The organism is Sporosarcina sp. E16_3, from assembly GCF_017347125.1.
Classification (GTDB): domain Bacteria; phylum Bacillota; class Bacilli; order Bacillales_A; family Planococcaceae; genus Sporosarcina.
Map to the genome: position 1 here is coordinate 73,778 of NZ_JADPRX010000011.1, position 22,193 is coordinate 95,970.

The window sequence follows — 22,193 nt, forward strand, 5'->3', positions numbered from 1 at the left end:
ATAAATCACTTACAAGCGTAGACTGAGTTATAAAAAAGGAAATGGAGTTTTTTCATGCGATCTACTCTTTCTACACCATATGATTATCGCATTCACCATAAGGAAACGGGTGCCGTTTGGAAACTCAGTTCACTATTCCTCCAGCACATTCCATTTGAAACCCAAGACCTCATTTTTTTCTGTATCGGGACCGACCGATCTACCGGTGACTCGCTAGGACCGCTAACTGGTTCTTTCCTATCTGAGTCTTCCCTGTTCCCATTCACTGTAATCGGTACATTGGAAAGTCCATTACATGCTTTAAATCTGCAACAACGTATAGATGAAACCAAACTCACTAATCCCTCCGCTTTCATCGTAGCGATCGATGCCTGCCTGGGACAAGTCAGTTCTATTGGTCAGTTGCTTTTTAATAGCGGACCTATACACCCTGGCAAAGCGGTCGGTAAAGATCTGCCCCCTGTTGGAGATGTATCCATAAAAGGAATCGTCAATATTGCCGGGTTCATGGAACACGCTGTTTTGCAAAGTACCCGTCTCTACCTTCCATATGAGATGAGTCGCACTATCGCTCGGGCATTGCAACTTGCACACGGTCGACGCAAGTCAAAAGAAGTGTACGATAGTAACAGCAACTCCAACAACAAGGATACCCGGAATCAGATTGGCAACTCTCACTTTAGTCAAACCAATTAAATTTAAACCAATAGCCAAAATCATCAATCCGCCTGTCGCTGTCATTTCAGAGATGAAGAAGTTCAGTAATTCGTTTGGAACGAAACGACTTATTTGAGTGGAGAATAACGTGATGATTCCTTGATAAAGAAATACAGGAATCGCAGCAAATGCGACGCCAATGCCTAACGTTGAGCTTAAAATGATGGCAGTAAAACCATCAATAATCCCTTTCATGACAAGAACATCATGATCATTCCTCAGCCCGCTGTCGATAGCACCGATAATGGCCATCGATCCAACAACAAAAATCAACGTGGCTGTCACAAATCCTTGTGCAATACCCGGGCCTTTATCACTCGCTGGTATCTTGCTCTCCATCCAGTGGCCCAGATCATTCACTTTCTTATCAAGATCCATCCACTCACCAATGACTGCACCTACAACGATACTGATAATAACAATCAGGATTTGAGTACTTTCAAATGTCATTTGTATGCCAATAACAGCAACCGCAAGTCCAATTCCATACATGACAGTTTCTTTCATCCGCTCGGGTATATTATGTAAAAATCGACCAATGAACGCGCCTACAATTATTAAAAGTACGTTTATAATTGTTCCAAATAAAATCATCTTTTCACTTCCTTTTAATCTGCTGAAGGCTTTGGGCCAACGAGGAGGAATTGCAGTTCATTCCTCCCTACTGGTTACTCAGGGGGGAGGGATTGAATTGCATCCCTCCTTGTTGCCGCAGGACGCGGCGGTCTCAGCATGAGTTCTACAATTCAGCAAAGAGTTGGATCTCTGCTCAATGAAATTAAAAATAAAACCTATTTTGCTCATTTGGCAAAATAGGTGCATCCCTTATTCGTTCAATAATTCAAGAATACGCTCGAGATCATCTTCAGAGAAGAATTCGATTTCAATTTTCCCTTTGTTTTTTGTTTTCTTTATTGATACATTCGTTCCGAAATAGTCACGCAAATTTGATTCCCGCTCAGCCAGGAATAGGTCTATACGCTTTTTCGGTTTAGTTTCACGTGGAACATCCTCATTTATTGTTTGAACTAGCTTTTCTAATTGGCGGACGTTAAGTCCTTCTCTCAGTACCCGTTCTGCCACTAGAGAGATTTGTTCTTTCTTACGTAGACCAAGTAATGTCCGACCATGCCCCATTGAAATTTTACCTACAGTAATGTAATTTCTTACTTTTTCAGGTAATGAAAGTAAACGGACATGATTTGCGATATGAGGTCTACTTTTACCCAGTCTAAATGCTAGCTGTTCTTGTGTAAGACCCAGATTTTCCATGAGACTCTGATAAGCTTCTGCCTCTTCAATTGGTGTCAGGTCTTCCCGCTGTAAGTTTTCAAGGATCGCAAACTCCATTGTTTCTTCGTCCGTCAAGATACGGACAACCGCTGGTACTTCAGTTTGGCCTGCCATTTGTGCTGCCCTGAAACGTCTCTCGCCTACGACGATTTCGTAAGTCGTTCCCACTTTTCGAAGAATAATTGGCTGAAGGATACCATGTTCTTTAATGGAAGCACTCAACTCTTGAATTGCATCTTCATCAAATATTTTCCTTGGTTGGTACGGATTAGCCTTAATACTCTTTACATGAATATGTTCGACAGATTCTACTTTTGCCAGTGACTCTCCAGGAAATAAAGCATTTAATCCTTTTCCAAGGCCTTTAGCCATTGTGAACCACTTCCTTTGCCAGATCTAAATATACTTCTGCACCACGTGATCTTGAATCGTAAATGATAATCGGTTCTCCATGACTCGGGGCCTCGCTCAATCGTACATTTCGTGGAATGATTGTTTTGTATACTTTATCTTGAAAATACTTTTTAACTTCATCTATAACTTGAATCCCTAAATTTGTTCTTGCATCGAACATCGTAAGTAAAACGCCATCAATCATTAAGTCTTCATTTAAATGTTTTTGAACAAGTCGGATCGTACTTAGCAGTTGACTTAAACCTTCCAGCGCATAATACTCACACTGAACTGGGATGATAATTGAATCAGCAGCGGTCAGTGCATTTATTGTTAATAAACCAAGTGAAGGCGGACAGTCGATAATGATGTAGTCATACAGCTCTTTCGCTTCCTGAATGGCATGTTTCATCCGTACTTCTCTAGATATAGTTGAAACCAGCTCGATTTCTGCACCTGCCAGGGATATAGTTGCTGGCACAATATCAAGGTTTTCTACTTTTGTCGAACGAATAACATCTTTTATATTAACGTCGTCTATTAAAATATCGTAAATGCATTGTTGGACTTCCCCCTTGTTAACACCTAGCCCGCTCGTTGCATTCCCTTGCGGATCAGTATCAATCAAAAGAACCTTTTTGCCTATATGAGCAAGGCAAGCACTTAGATTTACGGATGTTGTCGTTTTCCCGACGCCTCCCTTTTGATTGGCTATCGCTATAATTCTGCCCACACCTGCACCTGCTTTCCAGCACTATTATTATTCTTTTATTCTTTCAATTTTGTAACTTCTTCTAGTTTAACAAATAAAACATTTTTTGTAGAGAAATATGTAGTAAAAAGACTCTTGCTATGTGAGGCAAGAGTCTTTTTTTAAAAGAAAGTATAAGTTTTCCACCTGGAGCAGTGTCTAGACTCCAGCACCTAGCCCCTCGAGTCGCTTCAGTCCTTAAGTTAAAGGCAAAAAGCGCCTTTATCTGAAGGACCTCCAGCGCTTTTTGGGTCTACCAGGTGCTTCCGCTTTTCTTATTTCTTTTTTGGTATTTTAACAGTGATTATATAAAAATCATCTGAATCTTCTTCTTCTGTTTTTACATCTATTCCACTTTTAGTAACGAGAACGAGTGATTGCCTGATTGTATTTAGAGCAATTCGGACATCTTTACTCACCGATTTCCTTTGAGGTGCTGTCTTTTTACCTTTTACCTTCTCCGGTGGATGTAAAACTTGAATAATTCTTGCTTCAAGCTGTTTGACGTTCAACTGCTGTTCAATTACTTCCTTGAAAAGCTGTGACTGTAATTCGCTATCCTTAATTGGAATAAGTGCTCTTGCATGTCGCTCTGATATCTCTTTTGTTAATATTCCATTCTTGATTTCATCGGGTAATTTCAGTAAGCGCAATTTATTAGCAACAGTTGATTGACCTTTTCCTAGTCTTTGCGCTAACGCTTCTTGTGTTAATGAATGTAGTTCAAGGAGCTTTTCATAGGCATACGCCTCTTCAATTGCAGTCAATTCTTCACGCTGCAAGTTTTCAATAAGTGCAATGGATGCGGTTTCTTTATCATCAAGGTTTCGAATGATCGCCGGTACTTCCGACCATCCCAGTTTTTTCATTGCTCGATATCTACGCTCTCCAGCGATGATTTCATAGTTTTCTTCACCAATTTTCCGAATGACAATTGGTTGAATGACACCATGCGTATGGATTGTTCTCGCAAGTTCTTCAATCTTATCTTCAGAAAATATTGTACGCGGTTGAAATTTATTTGGATTTATTAACTCGATTTTCACCTGTTCAATTACTTCGTGATGAACCTCTTCCACTACTAGTGGATCTAATTCTTTATCTCCACTCCCAAAAAATCGTGAAAACGGACTTTTCATTCCCGGCACCACCTTTTCAATACTGCTCCCTAATTCTACTAATTCGGCACGGCGTAGTATATCCTCTTTACTCATTGTTCCACGTGAAACAGTTTACTGAATTGGCATTTTATTTGGAACACCTGGTTTACGAGGATACTTTTTAGGAGTGATTTTCTCTTTATCAAAAACAAAGATATTTCGTTCACTATTTTCAATTGGCAAAATAAATGAGTATTGTTTTTTAATGGTAGCTCCGAGAACAGAAAGGGCTTTTTTTGCATCTAAAAGTTCGTCATCCGCGGCTGCTCCCTTCATCGCAATGAAGATTCCGCCTTTTTTGGCTAGAGGGACACATAATTCCGCTAAGACAGAAAGACGTGCAACTGCGCGAGCTGTAACAATATCGAACTTCTCACGATACTTGGAGTCTTGTCCGAAGTCCTCGGCTCTCGCATGGACGAAGTGCACATTCTCAAGCTTAAGTTCTTCAGCTAATACTTTCAAAAAGCCAATTCTTTTATTTAATGAATCCACAATGGTCACATCTAAGTTTGGAAAACAAATTTTCAATGGAATACTTGGAAATCCAGCTCCCGCACCTACGTCACAAATTGTTTTTGGTTCATTTAAATTAATATAAAAGGCCGCGGATATTGAATCATAGAAATGTTTTAAGTAAACTGACGGGGCATCTGTAATTGCCGTCAAGTTCATCTTTTCATTCCATTCTACCAGTAGTTTGAAATACTGGTTAAACTGTGCTATTTGCGTTTCACTCAATTCAATACCTTGTTCTTTTAAGGCCTGTATAAATTGTTCAACATTCATCAATATTCCCCCCATGAGAAAAGCGTAAGCGCCTGTTAGTTGTACGCAGCCTAAGTTCGCCACGTCCTGTGGCAATAGCTGCATGACCTACATCCTGTAGGCCCGCGATAGGCATAAGGCGGACTGACGGAGCGGCGTTCTTTGCCGCATAGTCGGTATGACTTATGACCCAAGCCTCTAGGTGCTGGAGCCTAGACAATAAGAAAAGCGTAAGGCGTCGTTCAGACCCGACAGGCACAAGGCCTTTTGCGAGGAGGCGTACTTCCGCCCCCACAGCAAAAGGACTTGTGACCCCGAGGGGCTGGCGCCTGGAGTCTAGACAATAAGAAAAGCATAAGCAGCTTGAATTAAGTAATATAATCCAAGCCTGCATTAGCTAATTTAGCCCGAAATTTTGGCGATTCTACCCTGTTCAATATAGACAAGAAGAATTGAAATATCAGCTGGATTAACACCGGATATGCGAGATGCTTGTGCTATGGATAATGGTCTTACTTCACTCAGTACACTTTTAGCTTCCGACGCGATACCGGATATTGCATTATAGTCGATATTATCGGGTATTTTTTTGTTCTCAAGTTTTTTCATTTTATCTACTTGTTGCAATGACTTTTCAATATAACCTTCATACTTAATGAAGATTTCAACTTGCTCTTCTACTTCTTTTGATCTCTTTTCTTCTGGTGGAACCATTCTTTCTATCTGGCTATAGTTTATTTCAGGACGTTTTAGAAGATCTGCTGCTTTCATCGGTTCTCTAAGTTCTGAGCCGCCTGTTTCACGTATGATGTCCTGGACATCACTAGTTGGTTTAATCGTCACTTTTCGCAGCCTGATAATTTCTTCTTCAATTTGTTGCTTCTTAATAATATGAGCATCATGTCTTTCTTCATTAATCAATCCAATTTGGTATCCTATTTCAGTCAGTCGCATATCCGCATTGTCATGACGCAACAACAGTCGGTATTCTGCGCGTGATGTCAGAAGTCTATATGGCTCGCTTGTCCCTTTTGTAACAAGATCATCAATAAGGACACCTATATATGCATCAGCACGCCCTAGGACACGTTCTTCTTTCCCTAGAGCACGGGAAGCTGCATTAATACCCGCCATGATTCCTTGGCCCGCTGCTTCTTCGTAGCCAGATGTTCCATTAAGCTGGCCAGCTGTATATAGATTACGAATTCTTTTTGTTTCAAGTGTTGGCCATAGTTGCGTAGGGACGATTGCATCATACTCAATTGCATAGCCCGCACGCATCATTTCCGCATTTTCAAGTCCCGGTACGCTTGCAATTAATTGTTTTTGAACGTGTTCCGGCAAACTTGTCGATAATCCTTGGACATACACTTCTTGCGTATTTCGACCTTCCGGCTCAAGGAAAATCTGATGACGCGATTTATCAGCAAAACGTACAATTTTATCTTCAATTGATGGACAATAGCGGGGCCCTTTTCCTTTAATCATCCCGGAATACATCGGTGACAAATGAAGGTTTTCATTAATAAGTTCATGTGTTCTCGGTGATGTATATGTCAGCCAACATGGTAGTTGATCAGTGATGAATTCAGTCGTTTCATAACTGAATGCCCACGCTGTATCATCTCCTGGTTGGATTTCAGTTTTGCTATAATCAATCGTTCTGCTATTCACACGTGGTGGAGTGCCCGTTTTGAATCTCACCATATCAAAACCAAGTTCACGAATATTGTCTGCAAGTTTAATTGAAGGCATTTGGTTATTCGGTCCGCTCGAATATTTCAGGTCACCGATAATAACTTCACCGCGCAGGAATGTACCCGTTGTGATGATGACTGTCTTCGCACGGTAAATTGCACCGACTTGTGTAAGTACTCCTTTTATTTCATCGTCTTCCACGATTAGTTCTTCTACAACACCTTGGTGAAGTAATAGATTTTCCTGTTCTTCCAGAAGACGTTTCATTTCCGACTGGTACAGGACTTTGTCAGCTTGTGCACGAAGCGCACGCACCGCAGGCCCTTTGCCTGTATTCAACATCCGCATTTGGATATGTGTTTTGTCGATTACTTTCCCCATTGCACCGCCTAGTGCATCTATTTCACGTACGACGATCCCTTTAGCGGGACCGCCAAGTGACGGATTACACGGCATAAAGGCTATCATATCGAGGTTCATTGTAAGTACGAGCGTTGTTGCACCCATTTTAGCAGCGGAAAGTGCTGCCTCAACTCCCGCATGGCCGGCTCCAATAACAATAACGTCGAACGTGCCTGCTTCAAATTTGGGCATGTTCTTTTCCTTCTTTCTATTAAAGTAATTCAAAAAGCTCAATGAAAAGTAGTATCTGGGCACTGCGCTTGGCAGATCTCCCATTTCCATTCATTCTTTTTGAACACTCATCTTATTTTATTTTCCGAGGCAGAATTGAGAAAATAGCTCATTAAGTAGACCGTCTTGGACTGTGTCCCCAATAATTTCACCGAGAATTTCCCACGTCCGTGTGACGTCAATCTGAATCATATCGACTGGAACGCCTGCTTCAGCAGCTGCGAGCGCGTCTTCAATTGTGGCACGCGCGTTGTGTAACAATGCGATATGTCGTGCATTTGAAACATATGTGAAATCGCCTGATTCAAGATTTCCTTCGAAAAAGAGTCCGGCAATTGCTTCTTCCAGTTCATCTACCCCTTCGTCTTTCACAAGAGAGGTCGTGACAACTTTGCCCGTTCCGGCATGTTCCATCACTTTTTGCATATCAATTTTTTGTGGTAGGTCGGTTTTATTGATAACAAATATTGTATCCATTCCCGAAACTACTTCAAATAACCGTTCGTCTTCTATCGACAACTCTTCAGAACTGTTAAGGACGAGTAAAATTAAATCCGCTTCCTTCAACACTTTCCTCGACTTTTCGACGCCGATTCGTTCCACAATATCTTCTGTTTCCCTGATTCCAGCTGTGTCGATTAGACGAAGTGGAACTCCCCGTACATTGACGTACTCTTCAATAATATCACGCGTCGTCCCCGCAATGTCGGTTACGATTGCTTTATTTTCTTGAATGATGCTATTTAGTAAGGAAGATTTGCCTACATTGGGTCTACCAATAATAACAGTAGACAGACCTTCTCGAAGGATTTTACCTTGAGATGACGTTTTCAACAACTCGTCGATTTCATTTCTTACCCACGTACTTTTTTCAATCATCAGCGGGATTGTCATTTCTTCGACATCATCATACTCCGGATAATCAATATTAACTTCGACTTGCGCCAACGTTTCAATAAGCGCTTGTCGCAGTCCTCCAATCAACCGAGAAAGTTTTCCTTCCATCTGATTGAGTGCAACATTCATGGCACGGTCCGTCTTTGCACGAATAAGGTCCATGACCGCTTCAGCTTGAGACAAATCAATTCGCCCATTAAGAAATGCACGTTTTGTGAATTCACCGGGTTCTGCAAGATGCGCCCCTTGCTTAAGCACTAGTTGAAGAACACGAGTGACGGCAACAATTCCGCCATGACAGTTTACTTCTACGACATCTTCACGTGTAAATGTTTTTGGTGCCTTCATAAGAGAAACCATTACTTCTTCGACAATTTCATTAGTTGATGGATCTATTAAATGACCATAATGGATTGTATGTGATTGTTCTTCATTTAGCCTTTTACCAGACGGTGAACGGAAAATACGATCCGCTATTTGGACAGCTTCGTCCCCACTTATCCTGACGATGGCAATTGCACCTTCCCCCATCGGAGTCGAGATGGCGGCTATTGTATCAAAATGCACGTTTTTCACCTTCCTGACTTGGTTACTCACATGTGGATAACCTATTTCGGACACGACTATCTAACATAATATATTATCACAAATCCTCCCATCCTCCTAGTGTCGCAATTTAAATAATGTGGATAAGTTAAGTCATCTTTACAAATAATACAAAAAAGTCCCGCAGAGACAGGGTTCGTCTTTGCAGGACTTTTTTTCACCTAACAGATTCAATGACTAGATACCTGAATGGATCAGTTCCCTCTGAATACGTTTCAATATCCAGTCGTCGTGATAAAGCATTATGAATGACTTTTCTTTCATAGGAAGCCATCGGTTCTAACTGGATTTTTTTCCCGGTTCGGACTGCTTTATCAGCCATTCGTTCAGCTAATTGTTCCAATGATTGTTCGCGACGCTCCCGGTAATCACCGACATCTATCCGGACAACCTTGAATTGATTCGCCAATTTGTTCGTTACAAGCTGCGATAATTGCTGGAGTGCATTTAGCGTTTGCCCACGTTTCCCAATCAGTAATGCAGCTTTTGCACTTTCCATTTGAAAAGTAACATATTTACCGTTAGTCTCATGGCTAATTTGAATGTCATCGATACCCATTCCAATTGCAATCATTTTTAAATAGTGTTCTGTTTCTCCAATTGCGGTTTCATCAGACAATCCTTCGATTTGGACTTCCTCTTTCTCCACAGGAGGTTCAACTGATTTGCCAATAACTTCAACTTCAAATGGCTGTATTTCCATTACAGGCTGTGCTTCTTCAGGTACCAATACCTTTTCAGGGACGGAAGGTTCTTCAAAATTTACGATAGTTACGGTTACTTCAGCTTCTTTTGCACCGAAACCTAGAAATCCTTTTCTCCCTTGATTGATCACTTCGACTTCTACTTCATCACGCGTAACACCAAGTGCTATCAATGCCGATGAAATCGCTAATTCAACCGTGGTTCCCCTTCGCGTCGTCCTTGTCATTTCCGTTTCCCTCCCACTTTTACAAGTTCCACTTCCTTTTTCTTAAATGGCTTGTAAATGAAGATATTTTGGATTATTGAAATGATATTACCGATTACCCAGTAAAGAGAAAGTGCTGCCGGTAAGAATGAACCGAAGATCATAATCATGAACGGCATGATGTACATCATCACTTTCATCTGTGGGTTGTCCATAGCAGGACCTGTACGTAAAACGATGAACTGCATAGCTCCTGCTAAAACTGCAAGCGTAATACTTGGCGCTGCAAGTTCAAACCATAAGAAATTCCCAATATCGTACGTGACATTCATTCGGCTGATGGCATGATAGAAACCGAATAGAATTGGCATTTGGATTACGACTGGTAAACAGCCCGCCGCCGGATTGATTTTTCGTTCTGACATAACTTTTTGCATTTCTTCACGGTACTTTTGTTGTGTAACCGCGTCTTTTGATTTGTATTTCTCTTTCAGTGCTTTCAGTTCAGGCTGAATTTCCTGCATCCGCTTTGAACTCTGTGTCTGTTTGATCATTAATGGAAGCAAGACAAGTCGGATGATGATTGTAACTGCGACAATTCCGTACCCGTATGTTCCTAGAATGTCTTTAAATGTCGTTATAAGGGAAACTAACGGCCAGACGACAAATTTGTTCCAAAAACCTTCACTGTCCTCGTAAATTGGTTGTTGGAATTCCGAACATCCTGCAAGAAATACCGACAATGTCGTCAGTATGAGGATTAATGCTAATTTCTTTTTCAAATCAGTTCCCCCAAATCTTATCTTATTCAATTAAAAGGCCCAATCGACCGATACTAACAGTTTATCACGTTCATATACTTCCTTCTACTTCTTTAAAACGCGGGAAATACGTAAGACGTGCTGTAAGCTTTTCTTTGTTTCATGAAAATCTAATGTGGCCGCCTGATGTCTGGCGATGATGACATAATCCATATCGTTACGCAGTTCATCTTTCATTTCCAGGAAGGACTGTCGTAAATAACGTTTGATCCTATTTCGAGCGACTGCATTACCTACCTTTTTACTGACGGACAGACCAATCCTGAATTCTGCTTGGTCTTCCTTCCTATAGGAATACACAACAAATTGCCGATTAGCAAACGACTTCCCTTTTTTGAATACTTCTTGGAATTCCTCATTTTTCTTTATCCGTTGACGTTTGTTCATCCCATACACCTGCTCCGTCATCTATGATTATAGTTCTTCAATAATAAACAAGAAAAAAGACCACTGAAATGTCAGTGGCCTTATGCTGATAGGACTTTTCTTCCTTTACGACGACGAGCTGCTAGAATTCTGCGTCCGCTTTTCGTGCTCATTCTTTCACGGAAGCCGTGGACTTTACTACGTTTACGTTTATTTGGTTGGTAAGTACGTTTCATCTTTTAAGACACCTCCTGCATTGATTGTCTATTTATTACTGTGACAGTCTTGAATAGTATATCGGGTTTCCGGGGTAAAAGTCAACCCTTTCCTATTCGTCATTAATTTAGCGCACTTAGGTTCTTTGATTTTGCCCTATTAAGTTATCCACGGCTCTTCTTGTTTCTTTTCAACAATGGTGTGGATAGTATTTTCTAGACTTTTTTTATACACACTACTTATTGACATCTTCCTCACATACCAAGGCCTGTGGATAAGGATTTCATCCACAGCCGCTTGTACTGTGGATAAGGTTCAGGACTCCTTGTAATCCACAACATTTCCTGTTACAATGAGATGAATTTGTTATGCACATAATTTTATAGCAATTTTGTTATCCACAGTTGTTAATACATTGTGGATACTTTTTTCAACACTTTTGCATAATTGTTATCCACACAACGGAAAACTGTGTATAATACATATCCTCGGGTTTTTTATTTTCACTGTAAAGGAGGCACACGTTTGGAACACTTAGAAGAATTATGGATCGAAGTTTTGTCGAAGGTTGAGCAGAAGATTTCAAGACCCAGTTTTGAAACTTGGTTAAAGTCGACAAAACTGATGTCTTACGGCGAAGAGAATGTCACAATCGCCGCACCGAACTCATTTGCAAAAGACTGGCTTGAAAACCACTATGTACATCTTATTACTGGAATTCTATCCGAATTGACCGGTGAAGACCGAATCATTCAGTTTGTTGTTCCTAAAAACATGGAAGAAAATGATTTCATGCTACCTAAACCGACTGTGAAACCTATAGAAAAGGTTCCATTAACATCGGCACCTGGCATGCTTAATCTAAAATATACGTTCGACACGTTTGTCATTGGTTCGGGAAATCGTTTTGCCCATGCAGCGTCACTTGCCGTTGCCGAAGCACCAGCTAAAGCCTATAATCCGCTGTTTATCTATGGGGGCGTGGGGCTTGGAAAGACACACTTAATGCATGCAATTGGACATTATGTACTCGAACAGAACCCATCAGCAAAAGTCATGTATCTTTCATCTGAGAAGTTTACAAATGAATTCATTAACTCTATTCGTGATAATAAAGCTGTCGAGTTCCGTAATCGTTATCGGAATGTGGACGTGCTCTTAATAGATGATATTCAATTCCTTGCGGGAAAAGAACAAACTCAAGAAGAGTTTTTCCATACATTCAACACACTTCATGAAGAATCAAAACAGATTGTTATTTCAAGTGATCGACCTCCGAAAGAGATTCCAACCCTTGAAGATAGGCTAAGATCACGTTTTGAATGGGGTTTGATCACAGACATAGCACCTCCAGACCTGGAAACACGTATTGCAATTTTGCGGAAAAAGGCTAAGGCAGATGGGCTTGTTGATATCCCAAATGAAGTTATGCTGTACATTGCCAACCAAATTGACTCAAACATACGTGAATTAGAAGGGGCTCTTATACGTGTTGTAGCCTATTCATCACTCGTAAATTCAGATATCAATACAGATCTTGCTGCGGAAGCCTTGAAAGATATCATTCCGAACTCAAGACCGCGCACTGTAACAATTCTTGACATCCAAAAAGCAGTTGGAGGGCACTTTGACATACGTCTAGAGGATTTCACTGCGAAGAAAAGAACGAGGGCCATTGCATTTCCCCGACAAATAGCTATGTTCCTATCCAGAGAACTAACGGATTTCTCCCTACCTAAGATTGGATCTGAGTTCGGTGGACGAGATCATTCAACTGTTATTCACGCACACGAGAAGATTAGACAACTGTTAAAAGACGATCAAGCTTTGCAACAAGACGTTCAAGATATTCGTAATGTCCTTGGTAGAGGATGACCTGTGCATAACATATAATAAGAGGTGCACACCTACGAACAGGTTATACACATGTGGAAAACGTTTAGGCGTAAAGGGAAAATAGACTTACCCACATATCCACAGCCCCTACTACTATTACTACTACTTTATTAATAACTAATACTATATATATTAAGCGAGGGTATAGAATGAAATTTGAAATTATGAGAGATAAGCTGCTTGATGGATTAAGCGACGTTATGAAGGCCATCAGCCAAAAAGTCGCGATTCCAATTTTGACAGGAATAAAGATTGAAGTGGACGAAAAAGGAATGACGTTAACAGGAAGTGATTCAGATATTACAATCTGTACATTCATACCAGCAGAAGATAATGGAGAACAGATCATTCGTGTCGCAGAAAAGGGAAGCATTGTGCTACAAGCTAAAGTTTTTAGCGAAATTGTACGAAAACTGCCTACGAACGAAGTAATAATTGAAGTTGCAAACGGACTACAAACACATATTCAATCTGGTAAGTCTGAATTCCATCTGATTGGCTTAGATCCAGAAGATTACCCAGTCCTGCCAGAAGTAAAAGATGATTATCTATTTTCATTGCCGGCAGATCTGATGAAATCAATCATTCGTGAAACAGTCTTTGCCGTATCTCAACAAGAAACTAGACCTGTATTAACAGGCGTACTTTGGGAAGCAAAAGATGGAGGACTTGCTTGTATCGCTACAGATAGCCATAGATTAGCAAGAAGATTGACGATACCTGAAGATATGCCAGAAGTTCCTTTTAGTGTCGTTATCCCCGGAAAAAGTCTTCAAGAACTAAATAAAATCTTGCCTGATAATGGTGAACTCGTGGATATTGTCATTGCAGATCAACAAGTACTTTTCAAAACACGTGGTGTATTATTTTACTCACGCCTATTGGAAGGTAATTATCCAGATACTTCGCGCCTCATTCCGTTAGAATATAAAACATCAGTGACGGTAAATGGCCGACTGCTTCTTCAGGCAATTGATAGAGCTTCGCTTCTAGCACGTGAAGAACGCAATAACATTGTCCGTTTCTCAGCCAATGAAGGTAAAGTCATTGAAATCTCTTCAAACTCACCTGAAGTAGGTAAGGTTGAAGAATTGGTGGAAGCAATTGGCGTAACAGGCGAAGAGCTTAATATATCTTTTAGTGCTAAATATATGATGGATGCTTTGAAAGCAATTGATGGACAAGACATAACAATTCAATTTACGGGAGCTATGCGACCGTTCATCTTGAAATCAGTTGATGACGATTCAATCTTGCAACTTATTCTCCCTGTACGAACATACTGAAACTCGAAGGATAGTCACTTATTTGACTATCCTTTTTACTTACTGTCGAAAGTCGGCTAAAATAGAAAGACAGACTAACTTGCGAAAGGTTGAGACTCTATGGAAAATCTTACAATCGATACGGAGTTCATAACTCTAGGACAACTATTAAAAATGACAAATACAATCAGCTCAGGCGGTATGGCTAAATGGTTTTTGGATGAATACATTGTCTATGTCAACGACGAGGAGGAACAGCGTCGAGGTAAGAAGCTTCGTGACGGAGATATCGTTAAAATTCCAAACGTTGGTACATTTAAAGTAACTGAACTACCAGACGGTCAAACGGATGCATATTGAAAGACTTGCATTAACCAATTACCGGAATTATGAATCACTCGGCCTTTCATTTTCCCCGCAAATCAATGTACTGATTGGTGAAAATGCTCAGGGTAAAACAAACATCATGGAAGCAATCTATGTCCTTTCTATGGCAAAATCGCATAGAACTTCAAATGATCGTGAATTAATACGTTGGGACCAAGAATATGGTAAAATAGAAGGGGACATACAACGTAAATATGGCCGACTGCCATTAGAGTTGGTCATTTCTAAAAAAGGCAAGAAAGCGCGTGTCAATCATCTTGAACAGAAACGCCTTAGCTTGTACATTGGCCAATTGAATGTCGTCATGTTTGCCCCGGAAGATTTGAATCTTGTAAAGGGCAGTCCCCAAGTGAGAAGACGGTTTCTAGATATGGAAATCGGCCAAATTTCACCGACCTATTTACATGACCTTTTAACATTTCAAAAAGTGCTTAAACAGCGCAATGCTATTTTAAAAGACAATCGGGGGAAGTTAAACCTCAACGATGTCATGTTTGATATTTATACAGAGCAGTATATTCAAGTAGCAGTCCAAGTTATTCGTAAACGGTTTTATTTCATGGAACTTTTACAAAAGTGGGCGGAACCAATCCATAAAGGAATCTCACGTGGTATTGAATCCCTTCAAGTTTCTTATGGGACGCTAAAAGAACTTGATTCCGGACAGACTGTAGAACAGATGCAGTCAATACTCGGTCAGCGATTGCTTGAAGCAAGACGCCGTGAACTAGATCGTGGCATGACCTTGATTGGACCACATAGAGACGATCTTCACTTTTTCGTTAACGGCTACGACATCCAAACGTATGGATCGCAGGGACAGCAGCGGACAACGGCGCTGTCCCTTAAACTTGCGGAAATAGAACTTGTAAAGCAAGAAGTTGGGGAAGCACCCGTCCTTTTGCTGGATGACGTTCTGTCTGAACTTGATGATTACCGACAATCCCATCTCTTGAACACAATTCAAGGAGAAGTGCAGACAATTGTCACGACAACGAACGTAGCAGGGATTGACCATGAAACAATTCGTCAGGCAGACATATTCGAAGTGACGGCAGGCGAAGTTGCTAAAAGAGAGTAATGACAATTGAGTCATCCCTTTATTTAAACACCAGAAATACAAATGTTAGACGTTCGGAAAGGGAAGGTGAACAGTTTGGCAATGGAAGAGAAAGATATGCAGATGGCTTATGATGAAAATCAAATCCAAGTCTTAGAAGGATTGGAAGCTGTCCGCAAACGTCCAGGTATGTATATCGGGACAACAAGTTCTAGAGGACTTCACCATCTTGTATGGGAAATTGTTGATAATAGTATCGATGAGGCACTTGCAGGTTACTGTGATCATATTGAAGTAACGATGGAAAAAGACGATTGGATTTGTGTCGATGATAATGGTCGGGGAATTCCTGTGGGAACACAGGAATCAACGGGTAGACCGGCAGTCGAAGTTATTATGACCGTACTTCATGCGGGAGGTAAATTCGGCGGCGGGGGTTATAAAGTTTCCGGTGGTTTGCACGGTGTTGGTGCATCTGTCGTAAATGCATTGTCTGAGACTACAGAAGTATTTGTTAGACGTGACGGCGAAGTTCATTACATCGAGTTTGAACGTGGTGCAGTTTCGAAAGAACTTAGTGTAATCGGTAAAACTGATGAAACAGGATCAAGAATCCGCTTCAAAGCAGACCCTGAAATCTTTACGGAAACAACAACATATGAGTATGATATCTTAGCGCATCGGCTTCGTGAACTTGCTTATCTTAACCGCGGCCTCCGGATCACGATTACAGACAAGCGTACCGATGAAGAGCGAAGTGACGTCTATCACTACGAAGGCGGCATTAAGTCGTACGTAGAACATTTGAATCAAAACAAAGAACCAATTCATGATGAACCTATTTTCATTGAAGGCGAAAAAGACGGAATTTCAATCGAAATCGCGATGCAATACAATAGCGGCTATGCAGAAAATTTGTTTTCATTTGCCAACAATATCAATACCTACGAGGGTGGTACGCATGAGTCGGGCTTTAAGACAGCATTGACACGTGTTATTAACGATTACTCTCGAAGAAATGGCGTACTAAAAGAAGCTGATCCGAACTTGTCCGGCGATGATGTCCGTGAAGGACTAACAGCCATCATTTCGATTAAACATCCGGATCCGCAATTTGAGGGACAGACTAAAACAAAACTGGGTAACTCCGAAGTTAGTACAATCACTAATTCATTGTTTTCCGAAGGATTCCAACGATTCCTGCTTGAAAATCCGACAACGTCACGTCAAATCATTGATAAAAGTTTGATGGCGGCTCGGGCTCGTCTTGCTGCGAAAAACGCGCGTGAATTCACACGTCGGAAATCAGCACTTGAAGTATCAAGTCTTCCAGGGAAACTGGCAGACTGTTCCTCACGTGACCCAGCTATAAGTGAACTATATATTGTTGAAGGTGACTCGGCAGGCGGTTCAGCTAAAATGGGACGTGACCGTCACTTCCAAGCAATTCTTCCGCTTCGAGGTAAAATCTTGAACGTCGAAAAAGCACGTCTTGATCGTATTTTAGGTAACCTAGAAATCCGTGCAATGATTACAGCACTTGGTACAGGTATCGGTGAAGAATTTGATCTTGCCAAGGCACGCTATCATAAACTTGTTATTATGACTGATGCAGATGTCGATGGTGCACATATCCGTACGCTTCTTTTAACCTTCTTCTTCCGCTTTATGCGACCGCTTATCGAAGCAGGGTATGTTTATATTGCTCAGCCACCTCTTTATCGCGTGAAGCAAGGAAAAATTGAAGAGTATTGCTACACCGAGGAAGAGCTCCAAGAAATTATCGGACGGCTTTCAGCTATGCCTAAACCAGTTATTACCCGCTACAAAGGTCTAGGGGAAATGGATGCAACGCAATTATGGGATACTACAATGGATCCTGATCAGCGCACACTGCTCCAAGTCCACCTCGAAGATGCGTTTGACGCCGATTCAACATTCCAGCAGCTTATGGGAGACGAAGTCGAGCCGCGTCGTAAATTTATCGAGGAAAATGCAATGTATGTGAAAAATATAGATACTTAATTGATTAGTTGAAGTGATAAAGCTTGTCAGGTAATTGAACTATTTTCTCTTGAGGATTTTTGAGTTGAAAGGAGTCTAACAATAATGGCAGATATGCCGCAACGTGGTGTTAAGGGGATTAACATTAGTACAGAAATGAAGACATCATTTCTTGATTATGCAATGAGTGTCATCGTTTCACGTGCGCTCCCCGATGTGAGGGATGGTTTGAAGCCGGTCCATCGTCGTATTCTGTATGCAATGCAGGATCTTGGAAATACCGCCGATAAACCGCACAAGAAATCCGCACGTATTGTCGGAGACGTCATTGGTAAGTATCATCCGCATGGTGATAGTGCTGTGTATGACACGATGGTACGGATGGCCCAGGATTTCAACTACCGTTATATGCTCGTCGATGGTCACGGTAACTTTGGTTCTGTCGATGGAGATGGTGCAGCTGCGATGCGGTATACGGAATCTCGTATGTCGCGTATTGCAATGGAACTTCTTCGAGACATTAATAAAGACACTGTCGATTACCAAGACAACTATGATGGACAAGAGAGAGAACCAATCGTTCTTCCGAGTCGTTATCCGAACTTACTTGTCAACGGGACAACCGGTATTGCGGTCGGAATGGCAACAAATATTCCTCCGCATCATCTTGGTGAAACAATTGATGCTGTCCTGGCACTTGCCGATAATCCCGAGATAACAACGGAAGAGTTAATGGAAATTATTCCTGGCCCGGACTTTCCAACTGGCGGGATCATTCTTGGTCGGAGTGGAATCAGAAGAGCTTACGAAACTGGACGAGGTTCTGTCATTATCCGCGGTAGGGTAGAAATTGAACAGCAATCGAACGGTAGGGAAACAATTCTTGTACATGAGCTACCATTCCAGGTAAACAAGGCACGTCTAATTGAAAAGATTGCTGAGCTTGTACGTGATAAGAAAATCGATGGCATTACTGATCTGCGCGATGAATCGGATCGTACCGGAATGCGAATAGTGATGGAAGTACGCCGTGATGCAAATGCAAACGTACTGTTAAACAATTTGTATAAGCAGACGGCATTGCAATCTAGTTTCGGTGTTAACATGCTGGCACTCGTTGACGGTCAACCAAAAATTCTTGCATTAAAGGAAATTTTGTACCATTACCTGGAACACCAAAAAGTTGTCATCCGCAGACGTACTCAGTACGACCTGAAAAAAGCGGAAGATCGCGCACATATTTTGGAAGGACTGCGCATCGCACTTGATAATATTGATAGAATCATCGCCCTTATCCGTGCATCTAAAACAACAGATGAAGCGAAAACGGGATTGATGGATCAATTTAATTTATCTGATCGTCAAGCGCAGGCTATCCTCGATATGCGTCTTCAACGGTTGACAGGACTTGAGCGAGACAAAATTGAAAGTGAATACGAGGCGTTGCAACTTCTTATGTCTGAACTCCGTGCAATTCTTGCAGATGAATCAAAACTGCTTGAGATTATTCGTGAGGAATTGCTCGAAGTGAAAATCCGTTTTGAAGATAAACGTAGAACGGAAATTACATTGGGCGGCGCTGAAATGATTGAGGATGAAGATCTTATCCCGGTCGAAAACTCAGTATTGACACTCACACATAATGGTTACATTAAACGTTTGCCTGCTAATACGTACCGCAGCCAGCGTCGTGGTGGTCGTGGAATCCAAGGGATGGGCACGAATGACGATGACTTCGTTGAACATTTATTGAATACTTCGACACACGATACCATCTTGTTCTTCACAAGCAGAGGGCGGGTATTCCGTACGAAAGGCTACCAAGTACCTGAATTTAGCCGGACCGCAAAAGGATTACCTATCATCAACCTGTTAGGTGTCGATAAGGATGAGAAAGTAACAGCCATGATTCCTGTAGATGTATTCGAGGATGACAAATACTTATTCTTCGCGACTCGTAATGGAGTTGTTAAACGCACACCTGTTTCCGAATTTGCTAATATCCGTTCAAATGGATTGATTGCACTTACCCTTCGCGGCGACGATGAACTCATTGGCGTTAAAATGACCAAAGGCGATGAAAACATTTCCATTGGTACCAAGGACGGCATGTTAATCAAGTTCAATGAGACAGATATTCGTTCTATGGGTCGGATAGCCGGCGGTGTCCGTGGTATTCGTTTGCGTGAAGGCGATATTGTAATCGGCATGGATACAGTGAATGAAGGCGATGAAATTTTAGTAGTAACAGAAAAAGGATTCGGAAAACGTACGCCAGAAGATGAGTATCGTATCCAAACTCGCGGCGGTTACGGTCTGAAGACGTTAAATGTAACGGAGCGAAACGGTCTTCTTGTTGCAATGAAGACAGTAGATGGCACTGAAGATTTAATGCTTATTACGATACATGGCATTTTGATCCGTATGGATATTGACGACATTTCTGTTATTGGACGTAGTACGCAAGGGGTTCGTTTAATCCGCCTAGGAGAAGATGAACTTGTTGCGACTGTCGCTAAAGTTGTAAAAGAAGAAGAGGAAGAAGAACTCGACGACACTAATGTTGAAGAGAGTGTAGTTTCTTCTGAAAGTAATGAAGACGCCGGGTTACCTTCTATTGAGATAGAAGATGAAGATACAGATACGGAGTCTTAAGTGAAAAGGTTATTGAAATGGTCGACATGGCCATTTCAATAACCTTTTTTACGTCTATTTATATAATCTAATCGTTTAATTGAAATAGTTAGAGTATGATAGAAAGAACTATAAGGTGAAGGCGGGTAATATTGATGACAGAAATCTATGTAAAAACGAGTGACCTACGTCCGGGCATAATTACAAGTGAAGATATTTTTGTAAATACAATCTACCCAATCCTTAGAAAAGATACTGAGCTCTCACTGGAACATATAACGGTTTTGAATGCATTTAGTGTGAAAAAGGTTAAAGTCCAAGAACGACTCGTCGTTAAAAGAGAAGAAGTATATGATAATAACGAGGGTCCAGTGAATCCAGACGATGTGCTTGCAAAAATACCTATCAAACAGACAGATCTACAAACACGATACACCGACGCAGTTCATAGCTATAAAAGGGAGTTTCTTGGCTGGCGTGCAGGTGTGCGTCCGGATATTGCAAAAGTTCGTTCAATAGTGATCCCTCTATTAGAAGCGTTTATTGAACAGAAAAAGATGTTAACATTATTAAACGAGTTTTCAACTACCAAAGATTACACATATCACCACTCAATTGGTGTTGGAATACTGGCTTCTGCTATCAGTAGACAGATTGGGTTTCCAATAGGACAGACTTTACAACTTGGACTTGCAGGTGTACTTGCCGATTGTGGAATGGCTAAAATTGATATGGCGGTTACGGAAAAAGCAGCATTCTTAACAAAAGATCAGTTCAATGAAGTAAAGCAACATACATTGTATAGTTATCAAATGATTCAAGACACATCCCTTTTACGACAAGAAATGAAGTTGGCTATCTTCCAGCATCATGAGCGACTCGATGGTAGTGGTTATCCACGTGGTGAGAAAGCAAATCAAATTTCCGTATTTTCACAAGTCTTGGCAGTTGCAGATGTCTTCCATGCAATGACATCAGAACGGATTCATCGTTCAAAGGAGTCTTCATTTAAGGTAATTGAGATGATAAAGGAAGAAGAGTTTGGGAAATTCGATATAAAAGTTGTCCAAGCATTACATGACCTCGTCGGAAACCTTTCTATTGGAACCAAGGTGTTACTGACAAACGGCGAAGTAGGGGAAGTTATATTCGTTCATCGTGACGCAAGATTACGTCCAATGGTAAAGAAGAGTGTGGATGGATCTATTTTGGATTTGACTAGGAACCGTCATCTTGCTATTGAAAAGGTATTGGAATAGAAGGAAGTTTAAAGTGTAATGATAAAGAAGGCTTGAGATAATGCATCTTAGTACCATTGAAATAGAAATGAAAACTAATTTAAAATAAGACTTGCATTCTACATGGTAGACTGGTATATTTAATAAGTTGTCTTTACGACATAATAAAAACAACGAAAAAAAGAAATTGAAATTAGTTGTTGACATGAACGAAACGAAATGTTATGATATAAAAGTTGTCACCGAAACAACGACAATTACTTAAAGCGAAGAATGCAAGTTGATTCTTCCGGCATGAACCTTGAAAACTGAACAGCAAAACATCAATGAAATACAGCGAGAGTGCTAACGCACTTGAGCAAAACGTTTCTAACTAAACTAGCTTCGGTTGGTTGAAAAGAAACACACACAAGAATCTTCGGATTCGAGTCAGCAAGAAATGAGCTATTCATTTTCTTCTATTATGGAGAGTTTGATCCT

General features: G+C 41.0%; 19 protein-coding genes. 8 read left to right on the plus strand and 11 right to left on the minus strand.

Annotated elements, in window-relative coordinates; all coding sequences use genetic code 11:
- Positions 1–54: 54 nt before the first annotated feature.
- Complete coding sequence (gene yyaC / locus I2483_RS08980; RefSeq protein WP_207175427.1) at positions 55–696, plus strand: spore protease YyaC; 642 nt, start codon at positions 55–57, stop codon at positions 694–696.
- On the opposite strand, the gene I2483_RS08985 is transcribed toward yyaC, so the two are convergent.
- The 11 genes from I2483_RS08985 to rpmH all read right to left on the minus strand — a co-directional run bounded on the left by I2483_RS08985 (position 607) and on the right by rpmH (position 11,249).
- Positions 607–1,311, minus strand: coding sequence for a DUF554 domain-containing protein (locus tag I2483_RS08985; protein ID WP_207175428.1), 705 nt, complete (start codon positions 1,309–1,311; stop codon positions 607–609). The two genes, yyaC and I2483_RS08985, sit on opposite strands and share 90 nt — an antisense overlap.
- Positions 1,312–1,542: 231 nt before the next feature.
- Positions 1,543–2,382 carry a ParB/RepB/Spo0J family partition protein gene (locus tag I2483_RS08990; protein ID WP_207175430.1) on the minus strand — a complete coding sequence of 280 codons (840 nt, stop codon included), beginning with the start codon at positions 2,380–2,382 and terminating at the stop codon, positions 1,543–1,545.
- A complete protein-coding gene (locus I2483_RS08995) occupies positions 2,375–3,136 on the minus strand; it encodes an AAA family ATPase (RefSeq protein ID WP_207175432.1) in 762 nt (253 codons plus the stop codon). The genes I2483_RS08990 and I2483_RS08995 overlap by 8 nt, the downstream gene beginning before the upstream one ends.
- 293 nt (positions 3,137–3,429) lie before the next feature.
- On the minus strand, positions 3,430–4,293 hold the full coding sequence (gene noc, locus I2483_RS09000; protein WP_207175434.1) for a nucleoid occlusion protein: 864 nt from the start codon (positions 4,291–4,293) through the stop codon (positions 3,430–3,432).
- A gap of 93 nt (positions 4,294–4,386) precedes the next feature.
- Positions 4,387–5,103 (minus strand): 16S rRNA (guanine(527)-N(7))-methyltransferase RsmG, encoded by a 717-nt coding sequence (rsmG, locus tag I2483_RS09005; protein ID WP_207175436.1) that lies wholly within the window; start codon positions 5,101–5,103, stop codon positions 4,387–4,389.
- A 381-nt stretch (positions 5,104–5,484) separates the two neighbouring features.
- Positions 5,485–7,374: a tRNA uridine-5-carboxymethylaminomethyl(34) synthesis enzyme MnmG gene (gene mnmG / locus I2483_RS09010; RefSeq protein ID WP_207175438.1), complete on the minus strand. Its 1,890-nt coding sequence runs from the start codon at positions 7,372–7,374 to the stop codon at positions 5,485–5,487.
- A 117-nt stretch (positions 7,375–7,491) separates the two neighbouring features.
- A complete protein-coding gene (gene mnmE, locus I2483_RS09015; RefSeq protein WP_207175440.1) occupies positions 7,492–8,877 on the minus strand; it encodes a tRNA uridine-5-carboxymethylaminomethyl(34) synthesis GTPase MnmE in 1,386 nt (461 codons plus the stop codon).
- Between the two features lie 196 nt (positions 8,878–9,073).
- Positions 9,074–9,847 carry an RNA-binding cell elongation regulator Jag/EloR gene (gene jag, locus I2483_RS09020; RefSeq protein WP_207175442.1) on the minus strand — a complete coding sequence of 258 codons (774 nt, stop codon included), beginning with the start codon at positions 9,845–9,847 and terminating at the stop codon, positions 9,074–9,076.
- Positions 9,844–10,608: a membrane protein insertase YidC gene (gene yidC / locus I2483_RS09025; protein WP_207175444.1), complete on the minus strand. Its 765-nt coding sequence runs from the start codon at positions 10,606–10,608 to the stop codon at positions 9,844–9,846. The genes jag and yidC overlap by 4 nt, the downstream gene beginning before the upstream one ends.
- Before the next feature lie 84 nt (positions 10,609–10,692).
- Entirely contained in the window at positions 10,693–11,034 is a 342-nt protein-coding gene (gene rnpA / locus I2483_RS09030; RefSeq protein WP_207175445.1) for a ribonuclease P protein component, read from the minus strand.
- Positions 11,035–11,114: 80 nt separating this feature from the next.
- Entirely contained in the window at positions 11,115–11,249 is a 135-nt protein-coding gene (gene rpmH, locus I2483_RS09035; RefSeq protein ID WP_067204080.1) for a 50S ribosomal protein L34, read from the minus strand.
- Between the two features lie 505 nt (positions 11,250–11,754).
- Between rpmH and dnaA the strand changes: the two genes are divergently transcribed.
- From dnaA to I2483_RS09070, 7 genes are all read left to right on the plus strand, one after another.
- Positions 11,755–13,104, plus strand: a complete 1,350-nt coding sequence (gene dnaA / locus I2483_RS09040; RefSeq protein WP_207175446.1) for a chromosomal replication initiator protein DnaA — start codon at positions 11,755–11,757, stop codon at positions 13,102–13,104.
- 170 nt (positions 13,105–13,274) lie between these two features.
- The gene (dnaN, locus tag I2483_RS09045; RefSeq protein ID WP_186671870.1) at positions 13,275–14,411 is read left to right on the plus strand and encodes a DNA polymerase III subunit beta; all 1,137 of its coding nucleotides are present in this window, start codon (positions 13,275–13,277) and stop codon (positions 14,409–14,411) included.
- Positions 14,412–14,510: 99 nt separating this feature from the next.
- Positions 14,511–14,750, plus strand: a complete 240-nt coding sequence (gene yaaA / locus I2483_RS09050; protein ID WP_186671868.1) for a S4 domain-containing protein YaaA — start codon at positions 14,511–14,513, stop codon at positions 14,748–14,750.
- On the plus strand, positions 14,740–15,858 hold the full coding sequence (recF, locus tag I2483_RS09055) for a DNA replication/repair protein RecF (protein ID WP_207175447.1): 1,119 nt from the start codon (positions 14,740–14,742) through the stop codon (positions 15,856–15,858). The genes yaaA and recF overlap by 11 nt, the downstream gene beginning before the upstream one ends.
- Positions 15,859–15,939: 81 nt before the next feature.
- Positions 15,940–17,862 (plus strand): DNA topoisomerase (ATP-hydrolyzing) subunit B, encoded by a 1,923-nt coding sequence (gene gyrB / locus I2483_RS09060; RefSeq protein ID WP_207175448.1) that lies wholly within the window; start codon positions 15,940–15,942, stop codon positions 17,860–17,862.
- Positions 17,863–17,946: 84 nt separating this feature from the next.
- A complete protein-coding gene (gene gyrA / locus I2483_RS09065; RefSeq protein WP_207175449.1) occupies positions 17,947–20,496 on the plus strand; it encodes a DNA gyrase subunit A in 2,550 nt (849 codons plus the stop codon).
- A gap of 134 nt (positions 20,497–20,630) precedes the next feature.
- Positions 20,631–21,734, plus strand: a complete 1,104-nt coding sequence (locus tag I2483_RS09070) for an HD-GYP domain-containing protein (protein WP_207175450.1) — start codon at positions 20,631–20,633, stop codon at positions 21,732–21,734.
- Positions 21,735–22,193: the final 459 nt, after the last annotated feature.

Excerpts from the sequence above, each read along its gene's own strand:
- rpmH (WP_067204080.1), bottom strand. The coding sequence starts at position 11,249 with ATGAAACGTACTTACCAACCAAATAAACGTAAACGTAGTAAAGTCCAC.
- I2483_RS09070 (WP_207175450.1), top strand. The coding sequence starts at position 20,631 with ATGACAGAAATCTATGTAAAAACGAGTGACCTACGTCCGGGCATAATT.
- recF (WP_207175447.1), top strand. The coding sequence starts at position 14,740 with ATGCATATTGAAAGACTTGCATTAACCAATTACCGGAATTATGAATCA.
- I2483_RS08990 (WP_207175430.1), bottom strand. The coding sequence starts at position 2,382 with ATGGCTAAAGGCCTTGGAAAAGGATTAAATGCTTTATTTCCTGGAGAG.
- gyrA (WP_207175449.1), top strand. The coding sequence starts at position 17,947 with ATGGCAGATATGCCGCAACGTGGTGTTAAGGGGATTAACATTAGTACA.
- dnaN (WP_186671870.1), top strand. The coding sequence starts at position 13,275 with ATGAAATTTGAAATTATGAGAGATAAGCTGCTTGATGGATTAAGCGAC.
- jag (WP_207175442.1), bottom strand. The coding sequence starts at position 9,847 with ATGACAAGGACGACGCGAAGGGGAACCACGGTTGAATTAGCGATTTCA.
- noc (WP_207175434.1), bottom strand. The coding sequence starts at position 4,293 with ATGAAAAGTCCGTTTTCACGATTTTTTGGGAGTGGAGATAAAGAATTA.
- gyrB (WP_207175448.1), top strand. The coding sequence starts at position 15,940 with ATGGAAGAGAAAGATATGCAGATGGCTTATGATGAAAATCAAATCCAA.
- rnpA (WP_207175445.1), bottom strand. The coding sequence starts at position 11,034 with ATGAACAAACGTCAACGGATAAAGAAAAATGAGGAATTCCAAGAAGTA.
- mnmG (WP_207175438.1), bottom strand. The coding sequence starts at position 7,374 with ATGCCCAAATTTGAAGCAGGCACGTTCGACGTTATTGTTATTGGAGCC.
- yyaC (WP_207175427.1), top strand. The coding sequence starts at position 55 with ATGCGATCTACTCTTTCTACACCATATGATTATCGCATTCACCATAAG.
- rsmG (WP_207175436.1), bottom strand. The coding sequence starts at position 5,103 with ATGAATGTTGAACAATTTATACAGGCCTTAAAAGAACAAGGTATTGAA.
- I2483_RS08985 (WP_207175428.1), bottom strand. The coding sequence starts at position 1,311 with ATGATTTTATTTGGAACAATTATAAACGTACTTTTAATAATTGTAGGC.
- yaaA (WP_186671868.1), top strand. The coding sequence starts at position 14,511 with ATGGAAAATCTTACAATCGATACGGAGTTCATAACTCTAGGACAACTA.